The sequence below is a fragment of the Lamprobacter modestohalophilus genome, from assembly GCF_016583905.1.
GTDB lineage: Bacteria > Pseudomonadota > Gammaproteobacteria > Chromatiales > Chromatiaceae > Lamprobacter > Lamprobacter modestohalophilus.
Map to the genome: position 1 here is coordinate 13701 of NZ_NRRY01000049.1, position 23476 is coordinate 37176.

Below are 23476 nucleotides of genomic sequence, written 5' to 3' on the forward strand. Positions count from 1 at the left end.
CAGTTTCTGCTGGCCACTTTGCAAAAGATCCTGCTCTCAGTGGACGCGATCGCTGAGTGGGTATCGCGCTAGGTCATCGCCTCGCGACCAGCCACCTCACCGCTCCACTCCCCTGATCCAACTATCGTCCAAATCGAAGGAGACTCCCTAAATGAACAAGCGCTGGATTCGACGACTCCTCTTCACGCTGATTGTCGTCGCCGTCATCGTTCCCGCCGTGATGGCAGCAGGCTGGATCGGCACCGAGACCATGATTGAAGAAACCTCGGACGCAGAGTTCTGCACTAGCTGCCACACCATGGAGCCCTTTGCGACCTCGCATGAGCAGGATGTCCATGGCGGCAACAACCCGGGCGGTGTGGTGGCGCATTGCACCGATTGCCATCTCCCCCACGACGGTGCGGCGCAGCACCTGTTCGCGAAGGCCAAGACCGGGACGCGCGACGCCATCGCACAGGCGATCTATCCGATCCACAAGCCCGATTGGATCGCCGAGCTTGAGGAGCGCGCCGAGTACGTCTACGACTCCGGCTGTCTCAGCTGCCACGCGGCCTTGAAGGATGCGACCAGCGATGATCCCGCGGCATTAGCCGCGCACAAGGCCTATTTCGGCGGCGACGTCGGAGAGGGTTGTGTCAGCTGCCATGCGAACGTGGGGCATAAGAATCTCAAGGTCATGCTCGATGATCACTTCGATGAGGTCAGCCTCAGCGAGATGCCCGGGGACAACGGCGACGCAGCGGTTGATCCGCCGGTCCCGGCTGAACAAGAGACCAGCGAGCAAAACGCCAATAGCAGCGAGGATTCCTGAGCGCAATGACCTACGAGCTCGACCCCGAACAGCCACTTGACGCCGAGGTTCGTCGGATTGCGACTGAGCTGATCGATCATGCCGTTGCGCAGATCGATGGCACCAAGACAGCGCCGCATGAAGCCGTCCATCAGGACGTCCATCATGAAGCCGTTCATGAGGTCCGCAAGGACTGCAAGAAACTGCGCGGTCTGCTGCGGCTCGTGAGACCGGCAGTGCCGAAGCTCTACACGCATGAGAACGCGGCATTCCGGGATGCCGCGGCCTCGCTGTCGGTGCTGCGTGATGCCGAGGCGGCGATCGAGACCTTCGATGCCTTGATCGATCATTTTCGCGACAACATCGACGCTGACTCGCTCGCCCCGCTGCGGCAACGGCTCGAGGACCACAAGGCCAAGGTCGCAGCGGGCGCTCAAGCGCTCGACGAGCAGCTCGAGGGTGCGCGCATGGCCTTGGTCGCAGCCCGCGAGCGCGTTCCGGGGTGGGAGCTTCCGTCGGAGGTCACTGATCGCGCCGATGATCCCGCTGATGACGCGGGTTGGTCCCTGATCGGACCCGGACTGCGCAAGACCTACAAACGCGGGCGCCAGGCCATGCAAGCGGCTTACGCGCAGCCGAGCGTCGCTACGTTCCATGAATGGCGCAAACGCGCCAAGTATCTGCGCTATCAGGTCAGGCTGCTGCGTGCGAGCTGGCCACGCGTGCTCAAAGCGACCTATAAGGAGACCAAACAGCTGGGCGATCTGCTTGGCGATGATCATGACCTTGCCGTGCTCGAGCAGGTCATTGAGGAGGCCGAGGAGCTCAGCCCGACCCATGATGCCGAGCAGATCCTGCTCGCGCTCGCCGCACAACGGAGCGAGCAGCTTCGCGACGCGGCCTATTGGCTCGGCTCGCGCCTCTACGCGGAGAAGCCGAAGCATCTCGACCGACGCCTGCAATGCTACTGGCAAGTTGCTCGGGGCTCGGACGCCAAGCTTCCTGCGCGCCCATAGGTCTCCTTAGCAGATGAGCTGTTCTGCTGTGACCTTCGTTGGATCGCGCTGACCATTGGAGTCATCATGATGCACGATAATATCGACGCTGTTGCGAGCTGGACTCCGACCAACATCGTTGCGCAACTGCTGGGCGGTCTCAGTTGGGTCCTCATCATGAGTCTTGCGGCGCCGGTACAAGCGACCCCGGAGATCCTCGCCGCGGTCGATCCACCCACCGCCGATCACAGCCAGTTCGAGCAGCTGCAACGCGATTTCGCGAACGGGCGTGAGGTCACCCGCGCCTGTCTCGACTGCCATACCGAGGCTGGCAAGCAGGTCCGTGCCAGTATCCATTGGCGCTGGGAGTACCGCCATCCGCAGACCGGTCAGCTGCTCGGCAAGCAGCATGTGGTCAACAGCTTCTGCAACAACGTGACCACGAATCTGGGGCGCTGTACCGCCTGTCATGCCGGCTACGGCTGGGACGGCCCGGATTTCGACTTCAGCGATGACAGCCGCGTCGATTGCCTGGTCTGCCACGACACCACCGGGACCTATGAGAAGTCGCCGAAGCGCGCCGGCCGTGTGCTGCAGGAGCCCGTCAAGGTGCACGGTCATCCACTGCAGCCTCCGGATCTGGGCAAGGTCGCCCGCAACGTCGGACCGACCAGCAGCGAGACCTGCGGCAGCTGCCATTTCTTCGGCGGCGGTGGCAACGGCTCCAAGCACGGCGATCTGGACACCTCGCTGCTAGATCCACCGCCCGCGCTGGACGTGCACATGAGCGACGCCGGTGCCGGACTCGAGTGCAGCGACTGCCATGTTGAGCGCGCGCACCAGATCGCCGGCAGCCGCTATCAGGTGGCTGCACACGACCGCAAAGGGACCGGTGCACCCGGCCAGCGCCGTTATGCGGCGACCTGCGCGTCCTGCCATGGCGTTGAGCCGCATGCGCTGGGCAGTGATCCGGCCGCGCTCTATCAGGGCGCCAAGCTCAACGCCCATGTTGACCGCATCGCCTGTCAGACCTGCCATATCCCGGCGATGGCTCGCGGGGGCGTCGCGACCAAGACTTGGTGGGATTGGTCCAAGGCTGGTCGGCTCGACGCCGATGGCAACCCGATCAAGCGCCACGACGCCGATGGCAATCTCACCTATTGGACGCGCTGGGGTGAGATCGAATGGGGCGAAGATATAGAACCCGACTACCGCTGGTTCGATGGGACTATGCGCTACACCTTGCCCGACCAGACTATCGATTCGTCACAGTCGGTCCCGATCAACCGCTTTGCCGGCCATCACGATGATCCCGACGCGCGCATCTGGCCGTTCAAGATGATGCGCGGCAAGCAGCCCTATGATCCGGTCAAGGACCGGCTGGTCTACATGCAGTTGTTCGGCAAGACCGAGCAGGCCTACTGGCAGGGGCTCGAGTGGCAGCCGGCCATCGCCAGCGCGATGGAGGCCGCTGGGCTGCCGTTCAGCGGCGAGGTCGGCTTCACCGAGACCCGGATGGCTTGGCCGATCACGCACATGGTGGCTCCGGCCGAGGAGGCACTCGCCTGCGGCGACTGTCACGCCCGGGAGGGACGCATGGCCGAGCTGACTGGCTTCTACCTCCCCGGGCGCGACAGCGACCCGAGGCTTGATCGCTGGGCGCAACTGGCACTCGGCGCCGCGCTGCTCGCCATCGGTGTCCACATCGGGCTGCGCATCCTATTCCACCGTCGCCGGAGGTACGCCGAATGACCCGCACCGTTGTCATGTTCACCGGTCTCGAGCGTCTTTGGCACTGGAGCCAGGCGCTGCTGATCATCCTGCTCTTGCTGACAGGCTTCGAGGTGCACGGCAGCTACAGCCTGCTCGGTTTCGGCACTGCCGCGACCCTGCATGTGCTCGCGGCGCTGGCGCTGATTGTCGTCTGGATCTTCGCGATCTTCTGGCACCTTGCCACCGGCGAATGGCGTCAATATGCTCCGACGACGCGCGGGTTGGCGGCGGTGGTGCGTTTCTATCTCTACGGCATGTTCCGTGGCGAATCGCATCCATTCAATCCGCGTCCGAAGCGTAAGCACAATCCGCTGCAGGCCGCGTCTTATCTCCTCTTCGGTGTCGTCATCTCGCCGTTGCTCTGGATTACCGGGCTGCTCTATCTCGGCATTGATTTGTGGTCGGCACCGGCCGGCCTGCCGCTGGCGCCGGTGGCGCTGATCCACGTCGCTGCGGCCTATGGTGCGGCGCTATTCCTGCTCGTGCATGTGTACATGATCACCACCGGCCGTACCCCGACCACACACCTGAAGACCATGATCACCGGCCGCGAGGAGAGCGACGAGGCAGCACGTCAACCTTCACAAGCGGTCTCGTCTCAAGCTCGCCGGGGCTTGTAACCCGAGTGCTTGCTGAGAACCGTCATCGCTGTCATCGACGGCTCAACGGCGGCACCAACGATTCTTGAAACCGACGGCGCTGCATCTCGGCCCCCTTGACGCTGAGATGTGGACCCCGTCACCCACTGATGGCGGAGGACCTATGTTTCTCAAGCACACATCCACTGGCAAGCTGATGCAAGTCGTTGACCTGCAAGACCTGATGAATCCCATGCATGAGCAGGTTGCCATGCGACTGCACTACGGCGAGGAAGCGCAGGACCCCGAAACCGTCGACAAGCAGGAGCTGCAGTTCCCGTCCGGCGAAGCGCTGCCGCGCGCATGGACCGATCCGCACTATCGCGATGATGAGGTCGAGGCAGCGCACCATGATCGCAGCATTTAATAAAGCGCTGCTGGCGGTTTGACCGCACGCCCCTGACACGCCCATCGTCGAGCCGCGCACGGCCTACCCGCTGCTGCCGGCGGCGGACTTTCGCAGCTATGCCATCGCGACCCACTTCCCACGCAAGCTGATCAAACAACTGCCCGCCGGCGCTTGTCAAAGGAGCCAAACACCAGGAATCTATCGACTACAGGCCGGCACCCGCGAGGTGCGTCTCGTGGTCATCAACGAGCTCCGCCGGCTGCCGCATAATGCCCCTTGGGGGCTATTCTCCAGTGATGAGCGGCACCGACGCGCGGCGCTTGAACAGTACTGCCCGCGCAGCGAGATCGGTGTTCACCTGCATAATCTACTCGCGCACTACAGGTTCGGAGAAGGCAACATGGCGCATACGACAGAAGACATGAAACGCGAAGCCCGTGAGTGGCTCATCGAGCATTATCTTGATCAGCTCGATCCCGAGGATCGGCTTAAGGGGCTCGATCCCGAGCAGCGGCTTAAGGGGCTCGATCCCGAAGAGCGCCTCAAGGGGCTTGATCCTGCCTTCATCCAAGCCTGGCTGGCTAAGCAGCGCAAGGATCATTGACGGGCCGCCTTGAGGCCAAAAGCATCAATCATCAGCAGCTCTACCGGATGCCCGGTGATAAGCCGGACAGCCGCCTAGCTGAACCGACCACTGGATCGATGAGCAGGCGCTGAGTCGCGGCCATCAGTCTGCTCATGGCGAAAGCGCGCCGGTACCGGCGCCAATGAGCGCAGATGCAGACGCAGCGCCGCCTTGGCCAGCAGGTGTGCGCTCACAGGGGTCGTCATGAACAAGAACAGCGCGACGAGCAGTTCGGTTGGATGTGGCGTCGGACCTTGGGCCGCAAAATACAGCGCCGAGGCCGCAAGCATGCCGCCGACGCCCAGGGTTGTCGCTTTAGTGGGACCATGCAGCCGACAGAAGAAGTCCGGCAACGAGGCCAGGCCGATCGAGCCGATCAGCGTGAATGCAGCGCCGAGCAGGATGAGCGCGGCCACCAATGTATCGACCAGGGTATCAGCCAGTGTATCGATCAGCATCCTCAATCCCCTCCTATCATCGCTATTCGATTAGCCATCTCTACTCGATCAGCTTGCCGCGCAGCAGATGACGACTGAGTGCGGCGGTGGTGATAAAGCCGAGCAGTGCTAATAGCAGCGCCGAGGCAAAATACAGCATGTTGTGGAACTGGATGCCGAGCAGCACCAGCAGCGCGATGCTGTTGGTGTAGAGCGTATCCAGGGCCAGGATGCGATCGGGCAGGTCCGGGCCACGGAGCGCCCGCCACAGGTTGAGCAGCAGCGCTAGGCTGAGCATGGCGAGCGCGGCGCCGATGGCGAGATCCAAGAGCGTCATCCAAAGACCTCCAGCAGCAGGTGTTCATAGCGGTTCTTGATCTTGGCGCATTCCATGTCGGCATCGGCCGGCTCGGGCGCATCGAGCAGATGCAGCAACAGCACGCGCCGATCGTCACTGAGGTCGGCCGAGAGAGAGCCCGGCGAGAGCGTGATGGTGATCGCCAGGATATAGCGCGCAAAGGGCTCCTCCAACGCCAACGGCAGCTCGACGAAGGCCGGTCGCGGCTGGCGCGAGGGCGTCAGGACTAAGGCGGCGATGCGCAGGTTGGCGATGACCACGTCCACCGCGACACGCCAAAGATAGAGCGCGAGCAGGTGCGGGCGGCGCGGCCGGCGCCGGTCGGCCCAATAGCGGCTCGAGACACCGGTCACCACCCACGCCAGGATGAGCCCGAGCAGGATCTGAGCGGGCGCAAGGCTGACTTGCAGCAGCAGCCAAAGCAGCGTCAACGACAAGACCGCCAGCGGATGGCGGATCAATGGCGCTAGCAGGCGCCTCATGGTGGACCTCCGTGGACGGGCTTAGCGATCCCCTCGGTCGCAGCCGATGGCGGGTCTACCGGCTCCAATCCCCTGATCGCCATGATGTAGTCCTCGCCGTCCAGGAGCTGTAGCGCGAGCGACTGGGTGTAGCCGGCAATCGGCGCGGCGAAGAGGGCCAACAGCGGGCTGGCTGCGAGCAGGGCAGTGGCGGCCGGTGCATAAGCGCCGCGTCCGCTGGCGATGCGGGTCGACGGCGGCCCTTGCCAGAAGAGCATCATCCCGGCACGCGACAGTCCGATCACGACCAGCAGGGTGGAGCCAAGCACGGCGGTCCAGCTCAGCATCCAATCTGGACCAGACCCAGACCCAGATCCAGACCCAAACTCAGACCCCGCCACGCTCGCATCTTGCACGGCCTCCAGGATCAATGCCTTGCCGACAAAACCGCTGAGTGGTGGCAGACCAGCGATCGCGAGCGCGCCGAGCAGGAACAGGGCCCCCAGCCAAGCGGCCGCTGGCGGCTGCTGGGCAGGCTGCAGGCAGGAACCTCGCGCACGGCCCTGGCTGATCACATCGATCAGCAGGAACAGCCCGGCCGTGATCAGGGTGGTATGGATCAAATAATAGAGACCAGCGGCGATACCCTCAGCAGTGCCGGCGGCAACACCAGCCAACAGCGTGCCGACCGAGACCAGGATGAGATAGGCGACCATGGTCCGCAGCTCGGCGGCAACGACCACGCCGATGGCACCGACCGCCAGCGTGAGCAGCGCCCCGGTCGCGATGAGCGGCTGAATGGGCAGCCTGGCGACTGGCAGCTCTGCCAAGGTGGCGTCGCTGACCGCATCGCCGATCGGCATCAGGGCGAACAGGCGCAATAGGGCATAGACACCGACCTTGGTCATAATCGCGAACAGCGCCGCCACCGGCGCCAACGCCGCGCTGTAGGCCGGGACCAGCCAGGCATGCAAGGGCACCAGCGCCGCCTTCAGCGCGAAGGCGCCAGTCAGCAGCAGCAGACCGGTGCCGGCCAGAGGCGCCTGGTCTGGAGCGAGCTCAGGCAGACGATCGCTCAGCTCCGCCAGGCTCAAGGTTCCAGTGACGGCATAGAGCGAGGCCACGCCCATCAAGAACAGGCTCGAGCCGACCATATTCAGCACCACATAGTGCAAGGCCGCGCGGCTGCGCGCGGCACCGCCGCCATGGACCAGGAGTCCATAGGAGGCGATCAACAGAACCTCGAAGAACACGAACAGGTTGAACAGGTCGGCCGTCAGGAAGGCGCCGGCCAGACCGAACAGCTGCAACTGGAGCAGGGCATGGAAATGGCGGCCGCTTCGCTCCGTATCAGCGGCGCTGAGGGACAGGTGCGCGATGGCAGCCAAGGCGAGGGCGCTGGTGAGCGTCAGCATCAGTGCCGAGAGCCGATCGGCAGCCAGCACGATGCCATAGGGCACCGGCCAGTCTCCGATCAAGGTGGCTGCAATCTGTCCTTCCGCGCTCAGTGCCAGCAGCCCGACTGCCGCACCGAGCTGACCGAGGGCACCCATCAGGCTGAGCCTGCGCTGTTGGCGAAGCGGCATCCCAGAGCGGGCGAATAGCCAGGCCCCGAGGCCAAGCGGGAGCGCGAGAGGCAGGATCAGGAGCAGATTCACCGCTCCTCCTCGCCGGTTTGGGGTTCGCCGAGCTGGGATTCGTCGGGCTGGCATGCACCCGACTGGCATGCACCCGACTGGCATTCATCGGGCTGGAACTCATCGGACTGGCATGCCTTGAGCCGGCCTGCATCAGGCTGCTCTTGATCGGATAGGGCTTCGCCGGCCTGGGACTCGCTGGGCGCTGTGCCCATGCCCATGGGCTGGGCGTCGACGCGCTCGGAGCCGATATCGGACAAGGCGCGCAAGACCAGCACCAGCATCAAGGCCGTCATCGCGAAGCCGATCACGATGGCGGTGAGCACCAGTGCTTGAGGAAGCGGATCGGCCATCAGCTCGATCGCGTGACCGCCGGTCTTGGCGGGTGGCTGAATGGGCGCCTGCACGGGTGCGCGTCCGACCTGGAGTCCTCCTGATGCGAAGACGAACAGGTTGGTCGCGTAGGTCAGCAGCATCAGCCCAAGCACGACCGAGAAGCCGTGCGCGCGCAGCACCAAGTAGGCGCCACCCCCCATCAACAGGCCGATACTGCCCGCGAAGAGCCAGAGCATCAGCCGTTCCTCCCGCGGGTCTGCTCGGCATCACCGAGATCGGATGCGCCGACCTGCTGCTGAGCTCTCGCATCTTGCCCCGACGCACCCTGACTGTTAGCACTGTTGGCACTGCTTTCACTGCTAGCACTCTTGGCGCCGCTGGTACAGCTGGTACCGCTGGCACTGCTGGCGCCCTTGGTACCGCTGGTACCGCTGGCACCGACGCGCCCGAGACCATCCAGCACCAGCAGCAGCATCCCGCTGACGATCATCATCACACCGATGTCGAACAGCAGCGTGCTCGTCAATGCCAACTCGCCCAGCCAGGGCAGGCTGCCATGCCAGTGCGCGGTGGTCAAAAAGGGTCGTCCAAAGAGCAGCGCGCCAAGGCCGGTGGCCATCGCGAGCAGGAGACCAGCACCGATCAGCGGTTGCGTTCTCAACTGAAGCTGCCGCTCGCTCCAGGCGCGTCCGTTCGCGCTCTCCTGTAGGATCAAAGCCGTGCCAATGACCAGCCCGGCGACGAAGCCACCGCCGGGCGCCTGATGCCCGCGCAGCAGCAGAAAGGCCGCTAGCATCAGCGCTGCCGGCAAAACGGGCTGCGACACCATAGCGAACAGCAGCGGATGCACTGACTCGCGCCCGTGCCCGCTCATGCGCTGGAGCGGGCGCAGCTGCAGGTCAGTGAGCAGCACCGACACGGTCACCGCGGCGATGGTCAACACGGTGATCTCGCCGAGGGTATCGAAGGCGCGGAAATCCACCAGGATGGCATTCACCGCATTGGCGGCGCCGGCGGCTGGCTCGGCGAGTCGCAGGTACCATTCGCCGCTGCCGGGGGTTTGATGCTGCAGCATGCTGGCGGTCAGCGCGGCGCTGCCGGCTCCCACTAGGGCGGCAATGAACAGGTCGCGTCTGCGGCGCCAGCGGGCGACCGGCTGGGAGTCGCCGCGCGGCAACACTGCCAGCACCAGCACCAACAACAGCGTGGTGACCAGCTCGACCGCGAGCTGGGTCAATGCCAGATCGGGGGCCGAGAAATGCACGAAGGCGAGGCTGACGATCAAGCCGATCACACCGGTCAGCACGACGGCCATGACCCGTTGGGCGCGCTGCCGTAGCAGCGTGAAGGTCGCTGCCACCAGCATGACCGCAGCGGCGATGCTGACGATGTCGATCGGCATCGCCAGCATCGCGACCTCGGGAGAGCCGCTCGCCGGTGTTGCAGCGGTCGGTATTGCCGTGAACGGTGTTGCAGCGGTCGGTGTCGCCGCGTTCGGTGTTGCCGCGTTCGGTCCCAGAGCGAGCGCCGACCCTGTCAGCGGTTGGGCAGCAAGCCAGCCCAGGCCGCCAAGGCCCACAGCAGCGGCCAGCAGCCAGACCGTAGAGCGCTGCAGCGAGCTCGGCTGGAGCCAGGGCTGCAACCGGCGGCCGAGCACCAATAAGCGCGCACTGAGCTGTTGAAACAGGGTCTCTGCGCTCCAGTGAGGAAAACGGCGTTCCTGAGCGATGAACAGGGGTCTTCGCCGTGCGTAGATGAGAACGCCACCGGCGAGCGCCAGGCCGCTCATCAGGAACGCCGGCGAGAGCCCGTGCCAGATCCTAAGATGGAAATCCGGCAGGGTCCCCAGCATGCCGACGACCCCAAGCTGCAGGATGGGCTCGATGGTCTGCTGCGGCAGCACGCCGATCACCACACAGAGTGCAGCCAGCACCTCGACCGGCAGGCGCATCCAGTCTGGTGGCTCATGCGGCGGATATTGCAGTGCGGGATCATTGGCCGGGTAGGGACCATTGAAGAAGGTGCCGTGGATGAAGCGCAACGAGTAGGCGACCGAGAGCACCCCACCAAGGATGGCCGCCACGGGCAGCACTGCCTTCAACAGCAGCGGCCACTCGGCCATGCGCACTGAATGCAGGGTTTCGGAGAAGAACATCTCCTTGCTCAAGAAGCCGTTCAGCAATGGCACCCCGGCCATGGCCGCGGCGGCGATCATCGCCAGCCCGCCGGTGATGGGCAGATAGGCGTAGAGGCCACGGAGTCGGCGCAGATCGCGACTACCGGTCTCGTGATCGATGATGCCCGCGGCCATAAACAGCGATGCCTTGAAGACGGCGTGATTGACCAAGTGGAACAGGCCGGCAACCGCACCGAACGGCGTGCCGAGCCCGAACAAGAAGGTGATCAGCCCCAGATGACTGATCGTCGAGTAGGCCAATAGTCCCTTCAGATCCTGCTGAAACAGCGCTGCATAGGCACCGAAGACGAAGGTCGTGAGGCCGAGACCGCCGACCAGCGGAAACCAGGGCGTGCTCTCGGCAAAGACGGGAAAGAGTCGCGCCAGCAAGAAGACACCGGCCTTGACCATGGTGGCCGAATGCAGATAGGCCGAGACCGGTGTCGGCGCCGCCATGGCCGCTGGCAGCCAAAAATGGAAGGGCACCTGCGCCGACTTGGTCGCGACACCGAGCAGGATCAGCACGAGGATCGGCAGCAGCAGCGGGTCGGCTCGGACCTGCTCGCCTGCGCCAAGCACCTCCGTGAGAGACAAGCTGCCCACCACCGAGCCGAGCAGCAGAAAGCCAGCGAGCAGCGCCAGGCCGCCACTGGCGGTCACCAGGAGTGCGGTGCGAGCACCACGGCGTGCCTCAGCCGAGGTTGGATCGAAGCCGATCAGCAGGAACGACAACAGGCTGGTCAACTCCCAGAAGATCAGCAAGAGCAACAGATTGTCGGCCATGACCAGGCCGAGCATCGCGGCCTGGAACAACAGCATGAGGGTGAAGAAGCGGCCACGAGGGGCCTTGGCGGGCAAGTAGTAGCGTGCATAGAGGCTGACCAGCAGCCCAATGCCCGCAACCAGTAGCACCATGAGCAGGGCGAGACCGTCGAGCCGTAGCGCTAGGTCCAGGCCCAAGGCTGGTAGCCAAGACAGGCCCACTTGTGGGACCAGGTCGGCGGCAATACCCGGCAGGCTCATGAGTGCTGCCGTCAGCGTCACTATCCCAGCGCCGGCGGCCAGTACTGAGGGTGCACGCTCCGCCACCCGCTGGGCGGGTGTTGCCAGCAAGGCCCCTAGCAGCGGCGCGGCGATGATCACCATCAGCGTCATGGTTGATCACGACAGCTCGCACCGCGCCGCCACTGTTGATGCTTGTCCGGTCCTAGCGACACACGCGGTTACGGCTTAGTGTGTTGGCTGAGAGACCTCTTCGAGCACCTCGCCGCTGAGCTGGATTTGGTCAGAGCGAGTCGCCAGATCGCCGAGCGAGACGACACCGACACTGCGCTCATCGCGGTCGACCACGATCAATCCGCGGATCTGCTTCTGCTCCATCAGCTTGGCGGCCTCCTCGACATCATCGTCGACATAGCGGAGCTCTACCCCATTGGTCATGAGGTGGGAGACCGGCGTCTCGGGGTCGATCCTGTCGGCGAGGCCGCGGATGACGATATCGCGATCCGTTAAGGTGCCGACGATCTGGTTCTCTTCCAGGACCGGCAGCATCCCGATGTCGTGCTCGCGCATCATGCGAGCGGCATCGATCATCGACGCGTTATGGCCGATGTACTCGAGCTGAGGTGTCATCACGTCTTGAAGTTGCATCGATTGTGCTCCTCTGGTTGCGTTGAATGCTGGGACAAGGCTCGCCCCAATCGTCTACCTGACTGTGCAATGCCAATGCCAGCCATTGCAGCAAAGCATGGCTCATGGCGCAGACAGGGTCCGAGCCGATGGTTTCGCAAGGCCAATGCCAATGCCGCCGCCAGCGACTCACACGCGGCATCGACCATTGCAGTAGCGGCCAGGCGGGAAACAGCTCGGGCAACAGCTTGGGCTAGCCAGCGCCTGCGCTCGAGCATCGGCTTACCGCCGTCGCAGTGGCCAAATACCCCAGTCTGGTGGATTTGCCCCGGGTTGGAGCCTTAGCCGGGTTGGCGGCGGCGCTGGCCTCGGTGTCCGGCTGAGTCCTGACGATTGGGACGTCGCAGACCGGCCACTTACAGCGAAGCTGAACCCAAGCCGAACCCAAGCTGGAAAACGCAGATCAGGATAGAGACCTCAATGCACCGGTGGATCAGTGCGCGGGACCTGATCGACTGGGGCGACCGGCTCGTCGGGCTTGCGCGGCGGCGTTGCGTCCTCGGGGACCTCGTTGATCATCATCTCCGGTGTCTCGTAGCCCTCGAGATTGCGCACGCACACAGCGAGCTGCGCGCCATCCCAGCGCAGCTCGTTGAAGCTCGGCGGGGTTGAGCGCAGCCGCCGCGATAGGGTGCCGGCCCCGATCATCCGCACCGAGCCCTGCACCGTCTCCTGGGTAAGGTCGAAGGCGTCATGGACATGGCCGGAGAGCACGGCGAGCACCTTGCGCTTGGCCAGCTCGGTCATCGCCTTCTGGCCATGTCTGGTCAATGCGGTGCCTTGGGTGCCGGCTTCTCGCAGCGGGTGGTGGGCGGTCACCAGCGCGCGTGTCCCCTCGGGTAGCGCATCGAGCCGCGCGAGGCATCGCTCCAACGCCGCCTCGGTCACCCAGCCTTTCGACCAGTTCGGGCGTGGCTGCCAGCGCGCGACGGTCTTGAGCGGCACGATGGCAAGCCCTGGCAGATCGATTGGCAGCTCCACCTTGTCGGCGATGGCCCGAATCCGCTTGTACGGATCGAAGAAGCGCTGGATCGGGTTGAAATAGGGCAGATCGTGATTGCCCACCTCGACCGTGACCGGGGCCTCGAGCGCGCGTATCCAGGCGCAGGCCGCATCGAACTCGTGCTGCCGAGCACGCATGGTCAGATCTCCGGTGATGGCCACCGCGTCAGGCTGCTTGTCGGCAATCTCTTGCTTCACCCAGTCCAGGGCGCGATTGTCCTCGAGCCCGAAATGGATGTCGCTCAGATGGAACAGGAGATAGGGATCAGTCATCGGTAGAACTCTCAGAAAAAGGATTTGCAGGGACAATACTCGCAGGGGAAAGCGCTCCTTGGTGCAGGGCGCTCTTGGTCGCGGCCGCGAGCCGATTCGTCTTGATGCTGGTCATCCAGCCGAGTGCTAAGCTGGATGCAGTGATCAAGACCCTCAGTGGCTGACTTGCGAGCAACACCTGATGGAAGCGCAACGCCTTCTCACTATCGACGACCTGCTAGCCTGGCCTGGTGACGAACGCGTTGAGCTGATCGACGGCGAGATCGTGCAGCGGCCGATGAGCCGTTTCGAGCATGGTCAGGCGCAAACCGCGCTGATTGGTCAATCATTCCCCCTCGTCACGCAACGGCAGCCGGGCGGTTGGTGGATCGTTCCCGAGATCAGTGTCCGTTACAACGAGCACCATTGTCCCAGCCACGACCTGGCCGGCTGGCGCAAGGAGCGGCTGCCGGAGCGTCCCGCCGGCGTGATGACGGTGTTGCCGGATTGGGTCTGCGAGATCCTCTCCCCAGGCCATGAGGGCAAGGACACGGTCACCCACTTCCTGCGCCTCCAGCGTGCCGGCGTTCCGTTCTATTGGATTGTCTCACCCGAGGACCGAGCGCTGATCGCCTATGCCCTGGATGACGGTGGCTACCGCGCCCTGTACACGGCCGAAGGCCCGGACGAGACCGCAGCCAAGGTGCGCATCCCGCCGTTCGAGGCGATCGAGATCGACCTAAGCCTCCTGTTCGGCGGCCTTGGATGACTGCTTGGCTCCACCGAACGCCCAACCGGTGGCGATGCACCCCAGCGGCACCACGATCAGCGTTAGCGGCACCGCAACGATCGGCCCGAACAGCAGCGAGATGGCCATGCCCTGGAAGATCGGATCGAACAGGATCGCGAAGGCGCCGGCCATCATGGTCAGATCGGTGACCCAGACCGGCCGCAGCCGGGTGCGACCGGCCTCGACCACGGCCTCGCGCACCGATAGGCCGCGGTTCACAGCATCCTGGGCAAAGTCCACCAGCAAGATCGAGTTGCGCACCTCGATGCCGGCCAGCGCGATGAAGCCGATCATCGAGGTCGCAGTGAACTCGGCGCCGAGCAGCCAGTGGCCAGGCACAATGCCGATCAGGGTCAGCGGGATCGGCGCCATGATCACGGCCGGATGGATGAAGTTGCGGAACTCGGCCACCAGCAGCAAGTAGATCAGCGCCAATGCCGCGCCGAAGGCGATGCCAAGGTCACGGAAGGTCTTGTAGGTCACGGTCCACTCGCCTGACCATTCGAACGCGGTCGTGCCGGGTGTCGGGGGGCCGGTGAGGGTGCCGCGCGGCGCCTTAGTCCCATCCGGCGCGACATAGTCCTCGAGGTCTTGCTCGACCTGCAACATGCCGTAGATCGGTGCCCCGAGGCGGCCCTCCATGCCGGCGGTGACGTACTCGACCGGTCGCAGGTCCTTGTGATAGATCAGCGGATCGGCCGGCACCTCGATGAAGCGCCCGAGTTCAGCCAATGGCACCATGCGCCGCTCGCCGTTGCTGGCCGGGATCGGCAGCTCGCCGAGGCGATGGAGCTGAGTACGGGTGGCCAGCGGCAGCTGAAGCTTGATCTCAACCGGCTCCAGCGAGCGATCCTGCGCAATGTCGCCGAGGCTGTAGCCGCCCATCGCCATCGCCAGGTTGCGGGTGATGCTGTCGACATCGACGCCGTTGCGGCTCGCCTTCTCGTTGTCCACCTGGAAGTGCCAACGGCTATGTGGCGCTTGCATCCGGTTATCGACATCGACCACCCCGTCGGCGGCTGCGAACATCTCGGTCAGGTCCTCGGCGAAGCCGCGCCGCCCTGCAGGCGATGGCGCATAGACCTCCGCCACCAGGGTCTGCAGGACTGGCGGCCCCGGCGGCATCTCCACCACGCTGATGTGGGCGTCGTGCTCGTCTGCCAGCGGTGTGAGCTGCTCGCGCACGGCCTGGGCGATGGCGTGGCTACTGCGCGCGCGCTCCTCCTTATCCAGCAGCCGTACCTGGATATCGGCCAGCCAAGGGTCCTGGCGCAAGTAGTAATGCCGGACCAAGCCGTTGAAGTCGAACGGTGCCGCGGTGCCGACATAGGCCTGCAATGAGCGTACCTCGGGGATATCGCGCAGCCGCTGCGCGAGCTGATGAGCGGCATTGGCGGTGGTCGGCAGCGAGGTCCCCTCGGGCAGATCGATGACGACATCGATCTCTGGCTTGTTGTCGTAGGGCAGCATCTTCACCGTCACTGCCTTCAGCGGCAGCATGGCGACGGCCGCAACGAAGGCGACGATGATGGCGATCAGGAACAGCCAGCGTGCCGGCCGCCGCTCGATCAGGGGCTCGATCAGCGGTCGATAGGCACGGTCGATCCAGCCCTGCAGGCGGCGCTCGCGCCGCGCCGAGCGTTCCAAGGCCGCGAGCTTCGGTCGCAACCGGTAGGCGAGCCAGGGCGTGAAGACGAAGGCCGCGAACAGTGAGAACAGCATCGCCACCGAGCCCAGGATCGGGATCGGCCGCATGTAGGGTCCCATCATGCCGGTGACGAAGCCCATCGGCAGCAGCGCGGCGAGCACGGTCAGGGTGGCGATGATGGTTGGATTGCCGACCTCGCCAACGGCATCGATGGCGACGGCCTTGGCGGTTGCGCCCTCGGCGAGCCAGCGCCGGAAGATGTTCTCGACCACCACGGTGGCGTCATCGACCAAGATACCAATCGAGAAGATCAGCGCGAACAGGCTGACCCGGTTGATGGTGAAGCCGAGTGCCCCGGCCGACCAGACCGTCATCAGGATCACCACCGGGATCACGGCCAGCACGATCAGCGCCGGGCGCAAGCCGATCGCGATCAGCGACAAGAGCGCGACAGCGGCCGTCGCGCCGACCAGCGACAGCAGCAGCTCGTTGACCTTGCGGTCGGCGGTCTCACCGTAGTTGCGGGTGATCGCCACCTGCACCTGCTCCGGGATCATCGACCCCTTGAGCTGCTCGAGCCGTTCAAGCAGGTCTTTGGTCACGGCCACGCCATTGGCGCCGGACTGTTTGGCGATGGCGATCGTGACCGCACCGGCGCCGTTGGCCGAGTCATCCGCCGGATGGCTCGGGCCGGTGTAGAAGAACACCGCCTGGTCGGCGTGCTCGGGTCCCGCCGTGACCTTGGCGACGTCGCGCACATAGACAGGCTGTCCGCCCTCGCTATTGATGACCAAACGCTCGATGTCCCAGGCACCCTCAAGGTCATGCCCAGCTGACACTGCACTGTGGGCCGCGCCTTGCTCGATGCTGCCGGTGCCGCGCCCGGCGTTGGCGTTGCGGATGGTCTTGGCGAGCTGATCCAGGCTGAGCCCGTAGCCGCGCAGTTGCTCCGGCTGCGGCTCGATGCTGATCTCGCGCCAGCGGCCGCCGACGACGAAGCCATTGCCGGTGTTCTCGACCTGCTTGAGCTCCTGCAGCAGCTGCAGCCCGAGCATCCGCAGTCGGGCATCGTCGATCTGCTCGGACCAAAGGGTCAGAGTCAGCACTGGCACGTCATCGATGGTCTTCGGCTGCACCAGCCATTCGGTCAGGTCCGGCGGCACCTGATCGAGATTGGATTCGATGGTGTCGTGGACCGCGACCACGGCGGGGTCGATCGGGGTGCCCACCTCGAAGCGCACCGTCACCAGCCCTTCTTCGCGGCGGCTGGCCGAGTAGACATGCTCGACGCCGTTCAGCTCGCTCATCAGCCGCTCCAACGGCTCCACGGCGAGCCTGGCGACCTGGCCGGACGAGGCGCCCGGATAGCGCAGCCTGATATCGACCATCGGCACCGAGATATCCGGGTCCTCCTGCCGCGGGGTGGTCAGCAGCCCGAGGATGCCGATCCCCAGCGTCGCCAGCAGCAGCAAGGGCGTCAGTGGCGAGTCGATGAAATAGGCCGCGATCTGTCCGGCGATGCCGCGGCCCTTGCCGGTCTCATCCGAATGCTCGTCCGAGCGCTTATCCCGGCTCTCATCCCTGCCGTCGTTCTGCACAGCAGTGTTTGGAGCGGCGTCAGACGAGGCGTCGGGATGGGTATCGACAGGGTCGTGATTGGACATCGGCAAACGAAGTGCTCAGCGGCGAACAAGGAATGGAGAAGCAAGGAATGTGGGAGACGGATAAGCCGGCTCCTTGATGCGCTAAGCAAACTGAGTACCAGTCACATTGATCACCGTTGCTTTGATTGAGCCATCGGCAGCCGCCGCAGGTTAAATGGCGCGACATCGGTGGCGGCATTAACCCACGGCAGCGTCCGCGACCGGCATCAAGCGGGTGATTTGAGCCACTGGCGGCGGCTATGCCCCGGCGGCTCAAGTACAACGCGGCTACCCTCAGGTGCCCGAGTGTTCAAATGCGTCCATCGCATCTCCACCGAGCCCACTGCCTGTGCGCACAGCCCAGAGCAGGCACCTAAGTCGCCTAGACAGGTGGCACATTCACTGCATCAGGGACAAGCGATGAGTCTGCGACTCGCCCGCGACCGAGCTGCGCATCGTCAGCGGCGAGCACCACTCATCCTGCATCTTCACTTCACCGTCGATGACCACAGGAGGTCCCTCATGAGCTATCGCATCAGTCCATTAACTGCCATGACCCTATCACTGATCCTGACGGGGTCCTTGCTGACCGCCGACGGCTTTGCGGCCGAAGGCATGACATCGGATGACCCCTCTGCCAGCGCCTCGGCAACCGGAGGATCGAGCTCCGACGAGCTGAAGAACGCCAAGGAGACGGTTCGCGAGGCGGCGGATGTTGTTCAGAAGATCCAGTCCGACCCTCAGGCGAGCGACCTGCTCGAGCAGGCCGAGGCGATCTTTGTCGTCCCGGATTACGCGCGGGCGGCACTGGTCGTCGGTGGTGCCGGTGGCCAGGGCATCCTCATCGCCAAGAACGATGGCGGTTGGTCAGCACCCGCCTTCTACAACATCGGCACCGTTCAGATTGGCGCCGCGGCAGGCGCCGAGGCGGGAGAGGTGGCCTTCATGATCATGTCGGGTGATCTGCTCGAGAGCTTTGGCCAAATGCACAATTTTGCGCTCAATTCGGATACCGGCTACACCGTCGTCGAGGATTCGGAGCGCACGCAGACCTCGATCGGCAAGGGCACCAATGTTGCCGTCTGGTCCGGCACTGAGGGCCTCTATGGCGACTTCGCCGCCAGTGTCTCGGACATCTTCTGGGACGAGGATGCGAACAACGCCTATTACGGTCGTCAGGTCACGGCGAGCCAGATCATCAACGGCGAGGTCGAGGACCCGATGTCGCCAAGCCCGCTGCTCAGTGCTGAGACGCCCTGATCCCAGGCGAGTTGATGCCCTTGGGGCCAGCTGGCAGCAGGGTCTCTAACTGCCAGAAGGCTCCCCCATCCGTAGAAGTACAGGAGCGCCTCTGGATACCAGTGAGTGTGGCGCTTCTGCGTTGGCGACACCTGCTGCTGTCTCAGGTCGGTCGCACCGCTGCGGCCATCCATCCCCGTCAGTCTTTGAGGACGATGATGACCACCCGAATCTATATCCGCGCCCGCGATCCGCAGAACGGTCGGCGTCTGGTTGAAGAGCTGATCGCCGACGGCATCCATCCTGAGGCCTTGACGCTGATCGGCCAGCAGCTCCCTAGCGGGCTTCCCGTCAAGACCAGACGCTGGCGCAGCGATGCAAGTGCGCTGCTCCGTGGTGCCCTCATCGGCGCCGCTGGCCTATTGGCAGTCTCCCTATTGCTGCTGCAGGCATTGCAGCCGTTTGCACTGCTGACACTGATTGTCATTGGCGCCGCTATCGGCGGCGGCTGGTGGCTAAGGCGTAATCGCAGCGCCAACCTCCCGCTCTCCGCCCAGCAGCAGGCCTTGCAAGGCGGTGAGCTCTTGATCTTGGCAGATATACCAGATGCCGAAGCGCCGCAGATCGAAGAACGCGTCAGCCAAGGTCACCCCGAGCTCTTGGTGCTTGGCCCAGATGCCGGCGGATCACCGCCGTTTCCTTAACGCTCCAGAGATTGCTGCCTGTTGCCTGCGTCCGATCGATAGCTGGTCATCTTTCAGCTGGTCATCCTTCGTGCTCCGGCCATCCTTCAATGACCCAATCTCCGCTGATCCTAGGACCAGAACCAATGACTGCAGCGACTGAATTCATCTGATGCCACGCAAACGCGGGCAGGAGACGACACTATGCATATCTGCCTTACACCTCAGCGCAGTCTCGTTTTGGCAACTGCGCTGGTCCTTGCGCCCCTAGCGCTGTCAGCGCAGGCCGCTGATGACCGGGTGCCTGGAGACGAATGGACCAAGCATGAGCCTGGCCAGCAACAGTTTCCGGGTAGCCAGTGGGATAGCGGCGAGGAGCGCCCCAGCGCGGTCCGTGGTTTGCCAGATTTTCGATTCCCGAAGAATAATATGGGCGAGGTCGAGCGGCCCTCCAGCCAGAACCCTAGCTCCAATCTGGAGAACAGCCAGAATGCGCCGAAGCAATAGGTCTCTGTAGCCGACCCAAACCCAGCCAACCGCTACGCCCAGCAAAAGGACACAAGACCATCCGTGAACGTCCAGGCCCACGAAGCACTCAAAGCCAAGATCTGGGAAATCGCCAACCGCTTGCGTGGACCCTACCGACCGCCCCAGTACCGCCTCGTGATGCTGCCGATGGTGGTGCTGCGCCGGCTCGACTGCGTGCTGGCGCCGACCAAGGAGGCCGTGCTCGAGCGATATCAAAGCCTGCAGGCCCAGCACATGCCCGAAGCGGCCATGGATAAGCTGCTCGGCAAGGCCGCCGATCCGACCCGCAAGCATCCGCTCTACAACACCAGCCCCTACAGCTTCGAGCGGCTTCTCGGCGATTCCGAGAATATCGCGCCTAACCTGGTCGCCTACATCAACGGCTTCTCGCCGATCGCGCGCGCCATCTTCGAGCGCTTCAAGTTCGCCGACCAGATCGAGAAGCTCGACGCCAGCAATCGCCTCTTCACCCTCGTCAAGGCCATGGCCGAGGTCGATCTGCATCCGCGTCGGATCGACAACCTGCAGATGGGCTACCTGTTCGAGCATCTGGTGATGCGCTTCAACGAACAGGCCAACGAGGAGGCTGGCGACCATTTCACCCCGCGCGAGGTCATCCGGCTGATGGCCAATCTGATCTACACCGGCGAGGAAGACGTCTACAAACCCGGCGTCTACCGCACCATCTACGATCCAACCTGCGCCACTGGCGGCATGCTCTCGGTCTCCGAAGAGCTGATCCTCTCCCAGAACCAACGTGCCTTGCTCGCCCTCTACGGGCAGGAATACAACGACGAGGCCTGGGCCATCTGCTGCGCCGACCTGCTGATCAAGGACGAGGACACCGCCAACATCGTGCTCGGCGACACCCTCGGCGACGGCAAGACGGGGGACGGCTTCGAGGGTGAGCGCTTCCATTACATGATGGCCAACCCGCCCTTCGGCGTCGAATGGAAAGACCAGAAGCAGATCGTTGAGCGCGAGCACCAGAACCGGGGCTTTTCCGGTCGCTTTGGTGCCGGGCTGCCGGCCATCAATGACGGTTCGCTGCTGTTCTTGCAGCACATGATCGCGAAGATGCACCCCTACGCCGACGGTGACGAAGAGCGGCCAGGCTCCAAGATCGCCATCGTCTTCAACGGCTCGCCGCTATTCTCTGGAGACGCCGGCTCGGGGCCGTCCAACATCCGCCGCTGGATCATCGAGAACGACTGGCTCGATGCCATCATCGCGCTGCCTGACCAGCTGTTCTACAACACCGGCATCTTCACCTACGTTTGGCTGGTCACCAATCGCAAGCCGCTCGAGCGCCAAGGCCGGGTGCAGCTGATCGACGGCACCCGCTTCTTCCGCAAGATGAAGAAGAGCCTCAACAACAAGCGCAACGAGATCACCGAGGCGCAGATTGCCCACCTGACCCGCGTCTACGGCCATCACCAAGACGGCGAGACCGCGCCCGCTGGGATCCAGTTCCAGAGCGATGACCAAACGGAGCCCCGCGTCATCTCGCGCATCTTCGAGAACCGCGAGTTTGGTTACCTCAAGATCACCGTGGAGCGCCCGCTACGGATGAGCTTCGAGGCCAGCCCGGCGCGCATTGCCGCGCTCGACGATCAGACCGCCTTTGCCAACCTGGCCAGCAGCAAGAAGCGCAAGGATCAAGCACGGATCGACGACGAGATCGAAGCCGGTCAAAAGCAACAAACGGTCATCCGCAAGATGCTGTCCACGCTGGAAAGCAAGGGCCACTACAAGGACCGCGCCCTCTTCGAGACCGATCTGACCCGCGCTGCCAAGGCTGCTGATCTCAAGCTCCCGGCCCCGATCAAGAAGGCCATCTTTGCCGCCCTCGGCAAACGCGACCCTGAGGCTGAGATTTGCCGTGACGGAAAAGGCCGACCCGAGCCGGATAGCGAGCTTCGTGATACCGAGAACATCCCACTGCCGCCTGGTACTGTGCTCCCGCTGCCGATGGACTTCGGCCCGGACAAGCCCAACGACCGGATGGTTGCGGAGTTCCGCGAGACCATCGATGCCTACATGGCGTCCGAGGTCTTGCCGCATGTCTCGGATGCCTGGGTGGACTACGACAAGACCAAGGTGGGCTACGAGATCCCGATCAACCGGCATTTCTATGTCTACAAGCCGCCGCGTCCGTTGGATGAGATCGAGGGGGATATTAGTCGGCTAGAAGGGGAGATCGCGGGGTTACTGAAGGGGCTGGTAGGATGAAATTGAGTTCAGGTTCGGATGACATTCCACAGGGTTTCAAAGACTCAGGGGTAGATTGGCTTGGATCCATACCTACCCATTGGGATGTCGCCCCCCTAAGGACACGATTCCGTGTTGATCTTGGAAAAATGTTGGACTCCAGTAGAATTGATAGCTCTCGCCTATTTCCCTATCTTCGCAACATTGATGTTCAGTGGGACAAGATTAATACCAAGTCTCTCCCCGAAATGACTTTTGATGATGATGAGTTGGCACGATACTCCCTTAATGATGGGGATTTACTCGTTTGCGAAGGCGGCGAAGTAGGTAGAGCAGCAATATGGAGCGCTCCAATTGCACAGTGCTTTTTCCAAAAAGCACTTCATAGGCTGCGTGCTCTTGATGCCAATACGCTACCACGCTTTATGTATTATTTGCTCGCGATGTCTGCGGGCATGGGTGTCTTTCGCGCAAATGGTAACCCAAACACAATTGACCATCTCACTTCCGAGGCATTCCGCAGCTATAGATTTCCTTGGCCGCCAATTGAAGAGCAAGTACGCATAGCAACTTATCTGGATGAGAAGACAGCGCGGATCGATGCGCTGATCGAGAAAAAGCGCGCGCTACTAGTGCAACCCTGTTAAATACCTGAGACCGTTCCCAGATAGTAACCTTGTCATTCTCATCATTCACATAGCGACTGACCGGAGGTTCTCACCGATGCCGCGCTGTACTGCAGCCCCAGTTGACGTCTCTGACAAAGACGCTCGCGTCCTGCAAGCGCTGGAGCGCCGACACAACGCGCCCCAAGGATTGGTCAAGCGCGCTCAGATCATTCTCCTCGCCGCACGTGGGGTCGGTGTGCGCGCAACTGCCGAACGCCTCGGCCTCGGCCGCGCGACGGTGCAGCGCTGGCGTCGCCGGTGGTCGAGTGCCGCGGCAACGGAGTCGGCCCTGGAGCGCCTGGTCGATGCCCCGCGCCCGGGCACGCCGCCGACCTTCAGCCCGGAGCAGATCTGCTCGATCCTGGCGCTTGCCTGCGAACCGCCCAAGCGCGACGGTCAAGAACTGACGCATTGGACCCATGCGGACTTGGCCGCCGAGGCCATCGCACGCGGCATCGTGGAGTCCATCTCGCCGGACTCCATCGGGCGCTTCCTGCGCGAGGCCGACCTCAAGCCGCACCGCACCCGGGGCTGGATCAACACGCCCC

At 63.6% G+C, this 23476-nt stretch carries 22 protein-coding genes; 13 read left to right on the plus strand and 9 right to left on the minus strand.

Annotated elements, in window-relative coordinates:
* Nucleotides 1–151 precede the first annotated feature (151 nt).
* The 6 genes from CKO42_RS20685 (at nt 152) to CKO42_RS20710 (ending at nt 5149) form a co-directional block, all read left to right on the plus strand.
* Nucleotides 152–811 carry a cytochrome c3 family protein gene (locus tag CKO42_RS20685; protein WP_200248252.1) on the plus strand — a complete coding sequence of 220 codons (660 nt, stop codon included), beginning with the start codon at nt 152–154 and terminating at the stop codon, nt 809–811.
* A 5-nt stretch (nt 812–816) separates the two neighbouring features.
* Entirely contained in the window at nt 817–1806 is a 990-nt protein-coding gene (locus tag CKO42_RS20690) for a CHAD domain-containing protein (RefSeq protein ID WP_200248255.1), read from the plus strand.
* A gap of 69 nt (nt 1807–1875) precedes the next feature.
* Nucleotides 1876–3537: a tetrathionate reductase family octaheme c-type cytochrome gene (locus CKO42_RS20695; protein WP_200248257.1), complete on the plus strand. Its 1662-nt coding sequence runs from the start codon at nt 1876–1878 to the stop codon at nt 3535–3537.
* Nucleotides 3534–4178, plus strand: coding sequence for a cytochrome b/b6 domain-containing protein (locus CKO42_RS20700; RefSeq protein ID WP_200248259.1), 645 nt, complete (start codon nt 3534–3536; stop codon nt 4176–4178). The genes CKO42_RS20695 and CKO42_RS20700 overlap by 4 nt, the downstream gene beginning before the upstream one ends.
* 142 nt (nt 4179–4320) lie before the next feature.
* On the plus strand, nt 4321–4563 hold the full coding sequence (locus CKO42_RS20705) for an acetyltransferase (RefSeq protein ID WP_200248261.1): 243 nt from the start codon (nt 4321–4323) through the stop codon (nt 4561–4563).
* A 217-nt stretch (nt 4564–4780) separates the two neighbouring features.
* A complete protein-coding gene (locus CKO42_RS20710) occupies nt 4781–5149 on the plus strand; it encodes a hypothetical protein (protein WP_200248263.1) in 369 nt (122 codons plus the stop codon).
* A gap of 74 nt (nt 5150–5223) precedes the next feature.
* Here CKO42_RS20710 and CKO42_RS20715 read toward each other — a convergent pair whose 3' ends face one another.
* The 8 genes from CKO42_RS20715 to CKO42_RS20750 form a co-directional block, all read right to left on the minus strand.
* Nucleotides 5224–5628 (minus strand): Na+/H+ antiporter subunit G, encoded by a 405-nt coding sequence (locus CKO42_RS20715; RefSeq protein WP_200248265.1) that lies wholly within the window; start codon nt 5626–5628, stop codon nt 5224–5226.
* Nucleotides 5629–5668: 40 nt separating this feature from the next.
* Complete coding sequence (locus CKO42_RS20720) at nt 5669–5944, minus strand: K+/H+ antiporter subunit F (protein WP_200248267.1); 276 nt, start codon at nt 5942–5944, stop codon at nt 5669–5671.
* Nucleotides 5941–6447 carry a Na+/H+ antiporter subunit E gene (locus tag CKO42_RS20725; RefSeq protein ID WP_200248269.1) on the minus strand — a complete coding sequence of 169 codons (507 nt, stop codon included), beginning with the start codon at nt 6445–6447 and terminating at the stop codon, nt 5941–5943. The genes CKO42_RS20720 and CKO42_RS20725 overlap by 4 nt, the downstream gene beginning before the upstream one ends.
* Nucleotides 6444–8084, minus strand: a complete 1641-nt coding sequence (locus CKO42_RS20730) for a monovalent cation/H+ antiporter subunit D (protein ID WP_200248271.1) — start codon at nt 8082–8084, stop codon at nt 6444–6446. The genes CKO42_RS20725 and CKO42_RS20730 overlap by 4 nt, the downstream gene beginning before the upstream one ends.
* Entirely contained in the window at nt 8081–8635 is a 555-nt protein-coding gene (locus tag CKO42_RS28320) for a Na+/H+ antiporter subunit C (protein ID WP_200248273.1), read from the minus strand. Before CKO42_RS28320 ends, CKO42_RS20730 begins: the two co-directional genes overlap by 4 nt.
* Nucleotides 8635–11730 (minus strand): hydrogen gas-evolving membrane-bound hydrogenase subunit E, encoded by a 3096-nt coding sequence (mbhE, locus tag CKO42_RS20740; RefSeq protein WP_200248275.1) that lies wholly within the window; start codon nt 11728–11730, stop codon nt 8635–8637. The genes CKO42_RS28320 and mbhE overlap by 1 nt, the downstream gene beginning before the upstream one ends.
* Nucleotides 11731–11805: 75 nt before the next feature.
* Entirely contained in the window at nt 11806–12225 is a 420-nt protein-coding gene (locus CKO42_RS20745; RefSeq protein WP_200248277.1) for a CBS domain-containing protein, read from the minus strand.
* Between the two features lie 456 nt (nt 12226–12681).
* The gene (locus tag CKO42_RS20750) at nt 12682–13539 is read right to left on the minus strand and encodes a metallophosphoesterase family protein (RefSeq protein WP_200248279.1); all 858 of its coding nucleotides are present in this window, start codon (nt 13537–13539) and stop codon (nt 12682–12684) included.
* Between the two features lie 181 nt (nt 13540–13720).
* Between CKO42_RS20750 and CKO42_RS20755 the strand changes: the two genes are divergently transcribed.
* Nucleotides 13721–14287 (plus strand): Uma2 family endonuclease, encoded by a 567-nt coding sequence (locus tag CKO42_RS20755; protein WP_200248281.1) that lies wholly within the window; start codon nt 13721–13723, stop codon nt 14285–14287.
* Here CKO42_RS20755 and CKO42_RS20760 read toward each other — a convergent pair.
* The gene (locus CKO42_RS20760; RefSeq protein ID WP_200248283.1) at nt 14258–17620 is read right to left on the minus strand and encodes an efflux RND transporter permease subunit; all 3363 of its coding nucleotides are present in this window, start codon (nt 17618–17620) and stop codon (nt 14258–14260) included. The genes CKO42_RS20755 and CKO42_RS20760 overlap by 30 nt on opposite strands.
* 501 nt (nt 17621–18121) lie before the next feature.
* On the opposite strand from CKO42_RS20760, the gene CKO42_RS20765 reads away from it, so the two are divergent.
* The 6 genes from CKO42_RS20765 to CKO42_RS20790 form a co-directional block, all read left to right on the plus strand.
* On the plus strand, nt 18122–18859 hold the full coding sequence (locus CKO42_RS20765) for a lipid-binding SYLF domain-containing protein (protein ID WP_200248285.1): 738 nt from the start codon (nt 18122–18124) through the stop codon (nt 18857–18859).
* Between the two features lie 197 nt (nt 18860–19056).
* Nucleotides 19057–19542 carry a hypothetical protein gene (locus tag CKO42_RS20770; protein ID WP_200248287.1) on the plus strand — a complete coding sequence of 162 codons (486 nt, stop codon included), beginning with the start codon at nt 19057–19059 and terminating at the stop codon, nt 19540–19542.
* A 183-nt stretch (nt 19543–19725) separates the two neighbouring features.
* On the plus strand, nt 19726–20028 hold the full coding sequence (locus CKO42_RS20775; protein ID WP_200248290.1) for a hypothetical protein: 303 nt from the start codon (nt 19726–19728) through the stop codon (nt 20026–20028).
* A 63-nt stretch (nt 20029–20091) separates the two neighbouring features.
* A complete protein-coding gene (locus CKO42_RS20780) occupies nt 20092–22281 on the plus strand; it encodes an N-6 DNA methylase (RefSeq protein WP_200248292.1) in 2190 nt (729 codons plus the stop codon).
* Entirely contained in the window at nt 22278–22907 is a 630-nt protein-coding gene (locus CKO42_RS20785; RefSeq protein WP_200248295.1) for a restriction endonuclease subunit S, read from the plus strand. Before CKO42_RS20780 ends, CKO42_RS20785 begins: the two co-directional genes overlap by 4 nt.
* 76 nt (nt 22908–22983) lie before the next feature.
* Nucleotides 22984–23476: helix-turn-helix domain-containing protein (locus CKO42_RS20790; protein WP_200248298.1), on the plus strand; the 493-nt coding region annotated here is incomplete at its 3' end.

Bases quoted from the DNA above. Each gene is read 5' to 3' on its own strand.
- CKO42_RS20775 (WP_200248290.1), top strand. From the start codon at position 19,726: ATGCATATCTGCCTTACACCTCAGCGCAGTCTCGTTTTGGCAACTGCG.
- CKO42_RS28320 (WP_200248273.1), bottom strand. From the start codon at position 8,635: ATGCTCTGGCTCTTCGCGGGCAGTATCGGCCTGTTGATGGGGGGTGGC.
- CKO42_RS20765 (WP_200248285.1), top strand. From the start codon at position 18,122: ATGAGCTATCGCATCAGTCCATTAACTGCCATGACCCTATCACTGATC.
- CKO42_RS20770 (WP_200248287.1), top strand. From the start codon at position 19,057: ATGACCACCCGAATCTATATCCGCGCCCGCGATCCGCAGAACGGTCGG.
- CKO42_RS20705 (WP_200248261.1), top strand. From the start codon at position 4,321: ATGTTTCTCAAGCACACATCCACTGGCAAGCTGATGCAAGTCGTTGAC.
- mbhE (WP_200248275.1), bottom strand. From the start codon at position 11,730: ATGACGCTGATGGTGATCATCGCCGCGCCGCTGCTAGGGGCCTTGCTG.
- CKO42_RS20700 (WP_200248259.1), top strand. From the start codon at position 3,534: ATGACCCGCACCGTTGTCATGTTCACCGGTCTCGAGCGTCTTTGGCAC.
- CKO42_RS20720 (WP_200248267.1), bottom strand. From the start codon at position 5,944: ATGACGCTCTTGGATCTCGCCATCGGCGCCGCGCTCGCCATGCTCAGC.
- CKO42_RS20750 (WP_200248279.1), bottom strand. From the start codon at position 13,539: ATGACTGATCCCTATCTCCTGTTCCATCTGAGCGACATCCATTTCGGG.
- CKO42_RS20760 (WP_200248283.1), bottom strand. From the start codon at position 17,620: ATGTCCAATCACGACCCTGTCGATACCCATCCCGACGCCTCGTCTGAC.
- CKO42_RS20755 (WP_200248281.1), top strand. From the start codon at position 13,721: ATGGAAGCGCAACGCCTTCTCACTATCGACGACCTGCTAGCCTGGCCT.
- CKO42_RS20690 (WP_200248255.1), top strand. From the start codon at position 817: ATGACCTACGAGCTCGACCCCGAACAGCCACTTGACGCCGAGGTTCGT.
- CKO42_RS20695 (WP_200248257.1), top strand. From the start codon at position 1,876: ATGCACGATAATATCGACGCTGTTGCGAGCTGGACTCCGACCAACATC.
- CKO42_RS20725 (WP_200248269.1), bottom strand. From the start codon at position 6,447: ATGAGGCGCCTGCTAGCGCCATTGATCCGCCATCCGCTGGCGGTCTTG.
- CKO42_RS20685 (WP_200248252.1), top strand. From the start codon at position 152: ATGAACAAGCGCTGGATTCGACGACTCCTCTTCACGCTGATTGTCGTC.
- CKO42_RS20745 (WP_200248277.1), bottom strand. From the start codon at position 12,225: ATGCAACTTCAAGACGTGATGACACCTCAGCTCGAGTACATCGGCCAT.
- CKO42_RS20715 (WP_200248265.1), bottom strand. From the start codon at position 5,628: ATGCTGATCGATACACTGGCTGATACCCTGGTCGATACATTGGTGGCC.
- CKO42_RS20785 (WP_200248295.1), top strand. From the start codon at position 22,278: ATGAAATTGAGTTCAGGTTCGGATGACATTCCACAGGGTTTCAAAGAC.